Below are 10394 nucleotides of genomic sequence, written 5' to 3'. Positions count from 1 at the left end.
CCGGAAACTCTCTGAAAGACTACATTAATCTTACTTATTCTTTTCATAGCATTATAAATAATTATTATATTTACTTCATTATATTAATATGTAATAATTTTGTCAACCTATAATATAATTTATTTTGGTAAAAAATTTTCAAATGTTATATTATTATCTTGTAATTCTTAACTTTCCCTAATGCTAATTCATTAAATTATCTAATATATAATTTTGCCTTACTCTTATATCTATTCTTTTATCTAATACAATATTAAATAATATTATAAATAAAATAGCTATTTTTAGTGCTAATACTAATATTAATATTGTTACTAATGACATATATCTTGCATAAGATACTTTTTGATATTTTGATAGTATATAATTTTGAATTACAGTATATCCATCTCTAATTATAAAATAAGCACATAAATAGCTAACGCATGTAAATATAGTTATTAAGTATGTATTATTTATTTCTATATTAGTAAATCTAAATATTTCATAAATTAATAAATATAATGAACATCCATAAAATACTTTTTTTGAACAAGATATAAACCTAGAATATGTTCTAAAATTTCTAATAATATTATACTTTCTTTTAGCGTTAGATTTTAATATTTTTAATTTATTACTAAATATTAATCCTAAATAATATACACTAAACATCATTCCAAGTGGAAACATTGCAATTAGTAAGTAATAAATTGTATTTGCAACTTCTTTATTATTTAAAAATTTTATATATCCCTTAAATTCCTGCATAAAGCTATAGCCGATTAACTTTGAAGCATATATATCTATAAATACCATTAAAAGTACAGATAGTATAGATCCATATACTAGGTCATCCATTATAGTTGTATTATTTTGCAAAAGAACACCACATATTATTCCTAGAATAACACTTTGACTTGCCCAAATAGCTGTCCCAATATTACCTAATACTAAACCTACTATTACAAGTGAAGTTACCCCTGATAATACGCTATATTTAAAATCACATTTTAAGCATATTACAACAAAAAATATTGGTACTATAAAATCTAAATAAAATGTATACCCAAGTCCAGTGGATACAAAGAATATAGTTCCTACAACAAATAAAGCAGACATAAGTGCAGCTTCTGTCATTTTTTTAGTATCATTCAAGTTAAACATCTCCAAATCTTATTTATATCATTTCTTTATAATAAAATCTAATTAGAAATCTAACTATTAAGTAGCTTTGATAAAAAACTAGAATTATATAATCTTCTCTACTTTTATAACTTTAAGTCTATTTTGTCATAAAGCATTGCTGCTTTTTCATTTTATTTAGCTACATGTAGTTTAATTTAATGTATAGTATGTCTTATATAAAAGTATAAATTCTATCTAAACTTCTTTATCCCTTCATTATCTTTATAACTACTTTAAATTATACTATATTTTGTATATCTGCTTTTTAATCTATTAATATTCTTATTTTAAAATGCTATAATAAAACTTATAAAAAGTATAAAAGGAGGATAATCAATGTTTGTAATAAAACACTTTAAAGATTTGAGTGTAGATGAGTTTTTTGAAATAGCTAAAGCTAGATATGAAGTTTTTGCATGTGAACAAAAAATTACCCAGGAAAATGATTTTGATGATATTGATAAAAAATGTTATCATATTTTTTCTTTAGATAATAATACCATTACATCATATGCAAGGATAATACCTAAAGAATATAGTAGCTATGAAGATACTTCTATTGGAAGAGTACTTGTAAATAAAAATTATAGAAGAAATGGGTTAGCTAAAAAATTAATGATGAACTCTATTGAGTTTATAACTAATAACCTTAATGAAGAACATATAACTTTATCAGCTCAATATTACATAAAAGATTTATATAAATCTTTAGGGTTTAAAGAAATATCAGATGTTTATGATGAAGTTGGTATTCCTCATGTAAAAATGAGATTATAAAGTATATAAAAATAAGGCTGTGTTAGCTTAATTTGTGATAATAAAAATAGATAAACAACCATGCCAAAGTGTTTTAAATTATTTTGTATGGTTGTTTATCTATTTTATATAAATACTTCGTAATATATTAATATGGTCTATTTCTTTTTAAATATAAAATTAGTTACAGCCCCTAAAATTAAAACTGGTATTGTAGCTCCAATTAATATACCTACTATTTTATTATTGTAAAATTTAACTAGCACAACGGATTAATTTATTTATTCATATACTTTGTTATCTCATCTAATGTAGCGTATGATCCAATCGCACCTTTTTTAGTTGTACTATAAGTTGCATAATAATTTGAAAATACTAAATATTCTTTTAGCATTTCATCACTAATACTATCAAGATTTTTAATATTTATATTATCTTGTAATAATTTAAATAAAAATGAACCAATAAATGAATCCCCTGCTCCTGTTGTATCAACTACATCCACGGAATTTCCAGGTATTTTAACAATTTTATCCTTAGTATGTGCCTCAGCTCCATCTTTTCCTTTTGTAAATAAAACTAGCTTCACATTACCATTAAATAGTACTTCTTTAGCCTTATCCACAGTGTCATACCCTGTTATAAATTCTAATTCTTCATCAGATATTTTAACTATGTGAGCTAAATGTAAAAACTCTAGTATTGCATCTCTACATGATTCTTCACTATCCCATAGCGGTAACTTTACATTTGGATCAAAGCTTATTATACTTTTATTTTCTAGTGCAAATTCTATAGCTTTTTTATGTGCATCCTTCATTGGACACTCTATTAAATCTACTGAACAAAAATGTAGGCTATGGCATTCTTTAAACCATTCCTTTTTTACTTCATTTGCTTCTAGTAACATATCTGCACTTGGATTTCTATAGAATGAAAAATCACGATTTCCATCTTCTTTTAGAGAAACAAAAGCTAATCCTGTATTGGCTTTATCTGTTCTTAATACATAATCTGTATTTACATTAGCCTCTTTTAAAGTTTCTATTATATAATCTCCGAAAGCATCTTTACCTAGCTTTGATATAAAATTTGATTTTCCACCAAGTTTTGCTACTACAGCACTAACATTAGCAGGTGCACCCCCAGCTACTCTTTCAAAACTTATGACATCCTTTAATTCACAAACTTTTTGATTAGGTATAAAATCAATTAAAGCTTCTCCTATACTTATTACTTTTTTCATATTTGCCACCTTACATATTTATTTTACAAATTTCTTTAACTTCGATTTCATCTTTTAAAGTATCTATTAATTCTTTTTTTCCTATTCCACCTGAAAATGCTGTAGCACTCCCACAAGATGATCCTAATTTTAATGCTTCTTTATAATCCTTAGTTCTTCGATATCCACTCACAAAACCTGCAACCATAGAGTCTCCTGATCCAACTGTATTTACAACATCACCCTTAGGCGCATTACTTAAGTGTATTTTTCCTTCTTCGTCAACTAGTAATGCTCCATCTTTTCCCATAGATATTAGTACATTTTTAGCTCCCATGTCTTTAAGCTTTGTTGCATAAAAAATAGTATCATCTATAGAATCTATTTTAATTTCAAATATTTCCTCTAATTCATGAATATTTGGTTTTATAAGAAATGGATTGTATTTTAATGTATTCAGTAAAAGATTGCTAGTTGCATCTACTACAACTTTTGCATCTTTTTTAGCTACCTTACTAATTATATCTTCATACAATGTATTACTTAGTGATTTAGGTATACTTCCACATAAAACTAATACATCTTCATCTTGTAATTTTTCAATTTTTTTATATAATAATTGTAACTTATCCTCACTTACATGAGGTCCTTTACCATTAATTTCCGTTTCAGCTTTATCCTTTATTTTTAAGTTAATTCTGCTAAAGCCTTCTTCTAATTGTATAAACTCCGTATTTACTCCTTTAAAAGCTAAAGCATTTTCTATATATTCTCCGATAAATCCACCTAAAAATCCTAGTGCTGTATTTTCTACTTGGAGTTCTTTAAGCATAAGTGAAACATTTATACCTTTTCCACCTGGATATAGTTCTTCCTTATTAGATCTGTTTACTTCCCCTATTTTTAATTTATCCGTTTCTACTACGTAGTCTATAGATGGATTAAGAGTTACTGTATATATCATATTTACATCATTCCTTTTATTATAGTTAAAAGGCTAGATACACTAGCCTTTTTCTTATTTATTGTAGTAATTTATACTTCCTTTATTTACATGGCTAAATTGTACATTATGTTCTTCATTATTTAAATTAAAGCATCTAAATGTAAATGACTTCATTCCTTCATTAATAAATACCTCTACAAAGCTATTATCTACATAAATATCAACTTTATATTCTTCTTTATTTAAGCCTTCTGTACATCTTTTCAGTCCATTTTTTACATCTATTTCTAATTTTAGATTGCTTCTATCTACTTGAATTACATTTTTATTAAAATCAAAGTTTAACTCCCAATAATCATTTTCATTACCAAACCTAACCCATGTATTTTCATCTTCTTTACGCATATTAAATTGAATATGATAATGATTAGATTTTGTTTTTATTATATTACTGCTAAATTCATTCTTATCATTAAATAGATTATTTAACTCCTCTGATACAAATTTACACAATCTATTTTCGACTAATCTAAGAGAATGAGGCATAGTTAACCCATGCTTCCACATTTCATTATCACTTGGAAGATCTTGTTCTCCACATCCAAACCATGATACCAACATAGGCTTATTATCTTTTCCATAAAATGCTTGAGATGCATAAAAATCAAATCCACTGTCTACTTCATCCATATACTCTAGATCAAATTTCATATTTTCTACATCTAATTTTCCTACTAAATATAGTGTTGCGAATTGATTTTGATATTTTAATTCTTCTTTTTCAAGACCCATAGGAGAAAGTATTATTACATCTTTACCTTCAACTTCTATAAAACTTGGGCACTCTAACATATAGCCTGTATCTATTGGAAGATTTATTTCACCTAGATAATACCATTGTAATAAATCTTCACTTGTATATAGTAATAATGCACCTTTTTCTTTTTTACTTTTTGCTCCTAATAGCATATAGTATTTTTCATCTTTTCTAAAAACAAAAGGATCTCTAATATCTCCAGTCATATCCGCTGGTGCTCCATCTATAATTGGATTGTTTATATATTTTTCTATATTACCTTCTTTATCCATTATTGCTACAGCTTGCTTTGGTATTCTACCATTTTCAATTTTGTAATTTGCTGTGTAGAATAAGTATAATAATCCATCTTTTTCAATAGCATTTCCTGAATAACATCCATTTTTTTCATACTCCATATTAGGAGTTAAAGCTATATATTTATCATCCCAAGTTAATAAATCTTTAGATGTTAAGTGTCCCCAATGCTTCATACCATGATTAGGCTCAAATGGAAACCATTGATAAAAGAAATTATACTCTCCATTAAAGTAAGCCAACCCATTTGGGTCATTCATTAACCCGCTCTTAGGATAAATATGATACTTTGGTAAATATTCACTTTGACTAACAAATTCACTTAATTCTTCTAAATATGGTCTATGTTTATCTTCCACATATGTGTATTTTTCTATTTTTTCTAATCTCATAATATCTCCTTATTTTCTATAATCACTAACTTTTATTTATAAAGTTACTTTATTATTTCTAGCTTCTATCTTGTTTGATTTCTCTATTCCTTGTACTCCTTTAATTTTGTGATATATAACTAAAAATACTACTGGAACAATAAATGCTATTAAATTTCCTATTACATAATGTAACATTACTGGTGGATTTACTATTGTTATACCAGGTATTCCTGTTAATCCAGAACCTAGTGCTTTTACATCTAGTAATTTCATATATACTCCACCTAAACCTGCTCCTAATACACCACTTAAAAATGGAATTATAGAATCTTTTAAGTTTACTGCAAATATCGCAGGCTCTGAAACTCCCACTAATGTAGGTACAAAACTAGATACTGCTATTTCTTTTAATTTTGATTTTTTTCTTGCTAATAAGAACATTCCTATACAAGCGCCCCCCTGAGCTATAATTGATACTGACCATAACGGTTGTATATAGTTAAATCCTGTTTGTGCAATTAATTGTGCTTCTATACTTCCTATTGCATGGTGTGTTCCTGTTATAACTAACGGTTGAAGAAGTGATGCAAACACAAAAGCTCCTACAACACCTGCTTTTACATATAATATTTCACACACAAATCCAAGAGCTGATGCTATACTATCCCCTAACGGTCCAAATACTATGAATAAAGCTAAAGATGATACTATTATTGTTAAAGTCGGTACAAGTACAAATGAAAATACTTGTGGAACATATTTCGTAATAAACTTTTCAAACTTAGCTAAAAATAACGATGTTAATATAGCTGGGAATATTCCACCTTGGAATGCTACTGCTGGAACATTTATTCCAAATAAATTCCAGTACTCTACGTTAGTAGCTGTACCTTGTAAATATTCAAATCTGTCTCCTAATTCTGGATGAATTAATATTAATCCTATTATTATACCTAATACTGGATTTCCACCAAATCTTTTAGTTGCTGAGTAAGCTATAAGTACTGGTAAGAACGTTAGCCCTGTAGCTATAATATTTAAAAATGATGCGACATCATTTGCCCATTTATAGTTATCAGCTAATGTGCCTTCTAATCCAAATATACCTTCTGTTATAAACAAAGATTTTAAGCCTAAAATCATTGCACACCCAACTATTGCTGGTATTAAACCTACAAAAATATCTGAAAAAGCTTTAAACATGCTTTTAAGTTTACCTTGTCCTTTGTTAACTTCACTTTTTATATCAGATAAAGACGCTTCTTTCATTCCTGATATTTCCATCAAAGCAGCATGTACAAGGTCTACAGTTTTTGTTCCAAATATAATTTGTAATTGACCTCCATTAAAAAATACTCCTTTAACCCCTTCAATATTTTCAATGATTTCTTTATTATACTTTGTTGTATCTTTTAATACTAATCTTAATCTTGTTACACAGTGGGCTGCACTTGCTATATTCTCTTTTCCTCCAACATTTTCAATCACTGCGTTAGCAATGTTCTTATAATTCATATTTTCTCCTCCCTTTATTTTTGGAACGTTCCAATCTTTTATTTTAATTATAATATATAACCTTATACTTTTCAATAAAAACATTTTCCTTTTTCCATAAAAATATATTTCACTTAACCTAATTATCAATAAAATATTAAAATATTTTTTTATGCATGATGAATTATCATATTAAGTGCAACTCCTAAAAGTGTATAAAAAAATAGCTCATAAGTTTATGTTCATGTTACAGTAATAATAACCACAAAACCACTGTACATGAAAGGACATAAAATTATGAACTATAAACATATTACCATAGATGAAAGGTGTTGCATAGCCAATTTCTTAGACTTAGGATGGAGTATAAGAAAAATCGCAAAACATCTGAATAGAAATGCTTCTACAATTTCAAGAGAAATCAGAAGAAACTCTGTTAATGGAAAATATTTAGCTCATATAGCAAATGGAATTTACCTAAATAACAGAATGAACTGCGGCGCAAAGGGAAAATCATCTAACTATAAATTAATTGAGTATATAGAAGATGTTCTAAACAAAACTTGGTCACCTGAACAAATAGCCGGTAGGCTACGCCTAGAATCTAAAGATGATAAATCTATGAAGATTGGATTCAAAACAATCTATAGATGGATATACAAAAATATTATTGCAAAAGGTGATGTAAAGAAATTAAGAAGAAAAGGAAAATCTTTAAAATCAAAAGAAACAAGAGGTAAATTTAATATAGGTAAAAGTATAAAAAATAGACCAAAAGATGTTAGGAAAAGAGAAAGTTTTGGACATTGGGAATTAGACACTGTTGTATCTAGTCGAGGAAAGTCAAAATCCTGCCTTTCAACTTTTGTAGAAAGAAAAAGCAGATACTTAATCGCTCAAGTTATGGATAATAGAAAATCAGCAACATTTAACTTACATTGTTTCAAAGTATTTGAGTCTATTTCAAATAAATTAATTAAAACATTTACAGTTGATAGAGGTAAAGAATTTGCTGGTTATAATGAAATCGAAAGGAGATTAAATATAGATGTTTATTTCGCAGATCCTTATTCTTCTTGGCAAAGAGGTACTAATGAGAACACTAACGGATTATTAAGAGAGTTTTATCCGAAAAGATTTGATTTTTCTACTATAACTCAAAATGAGCTTGATGTTGTAGTAAATATAATAAATAATAGACCTCGCAAGTGTCTTGAATATAAAACACCTGCAGAAGTCTTTGCTGCAACATAAACATAAAATGTTGCACTTATATTGACAATCTATCGCATAAAAAAACATAGCTAAAAAAGCTATGACTTTGATTTATTATAAATTAATTTTTTTAGTAGTCTCTACTTCTAGAAAATTTACTGGTAATACTTTATTTATTATAGTATCACTCTTATTTACTACTGATTGAAGTGTATTAACTGCCTCTATTGCAAGTTTTTCAATATCTTGTTTTATAGTAGAAATTTTTAAATGTTCATTAGGATAACTTTTAGCACCATCAAATCCTATTATCTGTACATCCTGGGGTATTTTTATTCTCATTTCTTCAAGTATTTCAACAACATACTCTGCATATCTATCTGTAGCACAAAATATACCGTCAAATTTTATATTGGTATTGTATGATTCTTTTATAAACTTATCTACTTCTTTTCTAAATTCACTGGACTTACAATTACTGCTAAAAATAGTATAATTTAAATTCAAATCCTTGCAAGCTGTTTCAAAACCAAATTTTCTATCATTTAAAGCTTTATTATCTTCTATTTCTCTTGTAATATGTAACAGATTATTGCATTTTCTTTTATATAATTCTTTTACAGCCAATTTGCCTCCATTTATATTATCGCTAGTTACATAAGGTATAGATTCATTATAATATCTTTCTATAGCAACATAAGGTAAATTTTTAATTAAGTAAGGTAATATATTACTATAAGATACAGATATAATACCATATACTTTATTTTGTTTAGCCATTTCAATGTATTCAATCTCTGTTAGATAATCATCATGAGAGTTGCATAATAACATCTTTTTCCCTATTTTTTTTAGTTCTAACTGTAGATAATATGTAAGTTCAGAAAAAAATGGATTCCATACTGTAGGTAATATAAACACTACATTACTGGCTTTGTTTGTTTTTAATTCTCTTGCTGCTATATTTGGTATGTATCCTAATTCTTTTATCGCTTCTTCTATTTTTTGTTTTGAAGATTCTTTTATTTTTACATTATTTATATAATTAGATACTGTACCTCTAGATACACCAGCTTTTTTAGCTACATCATTCATATTTGCCACAATATCACCTCATTTTTATTTTTATATCTATATAATTTTTTATATTCATTATATCATATAATTATAAAAAAATTCCTGATTTGCAAAACTTTTAATTACTTCTCATTACTTTATATAATAATTTATTTTTGTATAAAATAACACATTATTTAAATTATTAATGTATTTTTCGTGAATTTCAATGGTGGAGACTAAAGGAATATAACCCCCTGTCCGCAAATCATATCCATACCGTATCTACGTACTTAGCCTTCTAATTTAAAATTTCACAATATATAACAATTACGAAAGTTTATTATATAATAATATCATAAATTTAATTATTTATCACAAAGTAAGCTGACATAGCCAAAAATAAAAGTGCCTAATTGCTAACTTAGGCACTTTTACTTTATTTCATAACTTTCTTTATAATATTTATTCTATTTTTATATGGTGGTAATACTAATTTAATATCTAATTTAGTGCTCTTTTTAACAATACTTTTACTATGAGTAAATGTATCAAAACTACTCTTTCCATGATAACTACCCATACCAGATGAACCTATTCCACCAAAAGGTAAGTAATTAGATGCAACATGACTTATAGTATCATTTACACATCCTCCACCAAATGAAAATCTAGTTATTACATCTTCGCTAAAAGCTTTATTTTCAGAGAAAACATATAAAGCTAGTGGATTTTTATGTTTAGATATATAGTACTTTATATCTTCTATATTCTTATATTTTATAACAGGAAGTATTGGGCCAAATAATTCTTCACTCATAACTTTGTCATTTAAGTCTACATCTTTAAGTATTGTTGGAGATATAAATCTATTTTTAAAATCAATTTCCCCTCCATATACTATCTTATTTTTATCATGTTCAAGAATATTTTTTAGCCTATTCATATGTTTATCATTTACTATACGTCCAAATTCCTTATTATTTTTTATATCTTCACCGTAAAATTCTTTTATTACTTTTATAAATTCTTTAACTAAATCATCAT

9 protein-coding genes are annotated in these 10394 nt (G+C 26.6%); 2 read left to right on the top strand and 7 right to left on the bottom strand.

Annotated elements, in window-relative coordinates; all coding sequences use genetic code 11:
- Nucleotides 1–183 precede the first annotated feature (183 nt).
- Nucleotides 184–1146: a DUF2232 domain-containing protein gene (locus Q5F54_RS06315; protein ID WP_302169636.1), complete on the bottom strand. Its 963-nt coding sequence runs from the start codon at nucleotides 1144–1146 to the stop codon at nucleotides 184–186.
- A gap of 357 nt (nucleotides 1147–1503) precedes the next feature.
- Here Q5F54_RS06315 and Q5F54_RS06310 point away from each other — a divergent pair, with 357 nt between their 5' ends.
- A complete protein-coding gene (locus Q5F54_RS06310) occupies nucleotides 1504–1944 on the top strand; it encodes a GNAT family N-acetyltransferase (protein WP_302334115.1) in 441 nt (146 codons plus the stop codon).
- A 256-nt stretch (nucleotides 1945–2200) separates the two neighbouring features.
- Here Q5F54_RS06310 and Q5F54_RS06305 read toward each other — a convergent pair whose 3' ends face one another.
- Genes Q5F54_RS06305 through Q5F54_RS06290 form a run of 4 tightly spaced genes read right to left on the bottom strand, consistent with a single transcriptional unit; the run spans nucleotide 2201 to nucleotide 7097 of the window.
- Nucleotides 2201–3169 (bottom strand): carbohydrate kinase, encoded by a 969-nt coding sequence (locus Q5F54_RS06305; protein WP_281538989.1) that lies wholly within the window; start codon nucleotides 3167–3169, stop codon nucleotides 2201–2203.
- Between the two features lie 10 nt (nucleotides 3170–3179).
- Complete coding sequence (gene pfkB, locus Q5F54_RS06300) at nucleotides 3180–4112, bottom strand: 1-phosphofructokinase (protein ID WP_302334114.1); 933 nt, start codon at nucleotides 4110–4112, stop codon at nucleotides 3180–3182.
- Nucleotides 4113–4166: 54 nt separating this feature from the next.
- A complete protein-coding gene (locus tag Q5F54_RS06295; RefSeq protein WP_281538987.1) occupies nucleotides 4167–5600 on the bottom strand; it encodes a glycoside hydrolase family 32 protein in 1434 nt (477 codons plus the stop codon).
- Nucleotides 5601–5636: 36 nt separating this feature from the next.
- Nucleotides 5637–7097 carry a PTS transporter subunit EIIC gene (locus Q5F54_RS06290; protein WP_302334113.1) on the bottom strand — a complete coding sequence of 487 codons (1461 nt, stop codon included), beginning with the start codon at nucleotides 7095–7097 and terminating at the stop codon, nucleotides 5637–5639.
- 276 nt (nucleotides 7098–7373) lie between these two features.
- On the opposite strand from Q5F54_RS06290, the gene Q5F54_RS06285 reads away from it, so the two are divergent.
- Nucleotides 7374–8330: an IS30 family transposase gene (locus Q5F54_RS06285; protein WP_302169188.1), complete on the top strand. Its 957-nt coding sequence runs from the start codon at nucleotides 7374–7376 to the stop codon at nucleotides 8328–8330.
- Nucleotides 8331–8405: 75 nt separating this feature from the next.
- Here the strand turns inward: Q5F54_RS06285 and Q5F54_RS06280 are convergent, their stop codons facing one another.
- On the bottom strand, nucleotides 8406–9386 hold the full coding sequence (locus tag Q5F54_RS06280; RefSeq protein ID WP_302169194.1) for a LacI family DNA-binding transcriptional regulator: 981 nt from the start codon (nucleotides 9384–9386) through the stop codon (nucleotides 8406–8408).
- Between the two features lie 400 nt (nucleotides 9387–9786).
- Nucleotides 9787–10394 (bottom strand): aldehyde dehydrogenase family protein (locus Q5F54_RS06275; protein WP_302334112.1); only part of this gene is annotated, 608 nt, incomplete at its 5' end.

This window comes from uncultured Romboutsia sp., assembly GCF_958366745.1.
In the GTDB taxonomy this organism is placed as follows: Bacteria; Bacillota; Clostridia; order Peptostreptococcales; family Peptostreptococcaceae; genus Romboutsia; species Romboutsia timonensis.
Note: the sequence above shows the minus strand (reverse complement) of the source record. Positions and strands in the feature narration are given on the sequence as shown.

Excerpts from the sequence above, each read along its gene's own strand:
- Q5F54_RS06315 (WP_302169636.1), bottom strand. The coding sequence starts at position 1,146 with ATGTTTAACTTGAATGATACTAAAAAAATGACAGAAGCTGCACTTATG.
- Q5F54_RS06310 (WP_302334115.1), top strand. The coding sequence starts at position 1,504 with ATGTTTGTAATAAAACACTTTAAAGATTTGAGTGTAGATGAGTTTTTT.
- Q5F54_RS06305 (WP_281538989.1), bottom strand. The coding sequence starts at position 3,169 with ATGAAAAAAGTAATAAGTATAGGAGAAGCTTTAATTGATTTTATACCT.
- pfkB (WP_302334114.1), bottom strand. The coding sequence starts at position 4,112 with ATGATATATACAGTAACTCTTAATCCATCTATAGACTACGTAGTAGAA.
- Q5F54_RS06295 (WP_281538987.1), bottom strand. The coding sequence starts at position 5,600 with ATGAGATTAGAAAAAATAGAAAAATACACATATGTGGAAGATAAACAT.
- Q5F54_RS06290 (WP_302334113.1), bottom strand. The coding sequence starts at position 7,097 with ATGAATTATAAGAACATTGCTAACGCAGTGATTGAAAATGTTGGAGGA.
- Q5F54_RS06285 (WP_302169188.1), top strand. The coding sequence starts at position 7,374 with ATGAACTATAAACATATTACCATAGATGAAAGGTGTTGCATAGCCAAT.
- Q5F54_RS06280 (WP_302169194.1), bottom strand. The coding sequence starts at position 9,386 with ATGAATGATGTAGCTAAAAAAGCTGGTGTATCTAGAGGTACAGTATCT.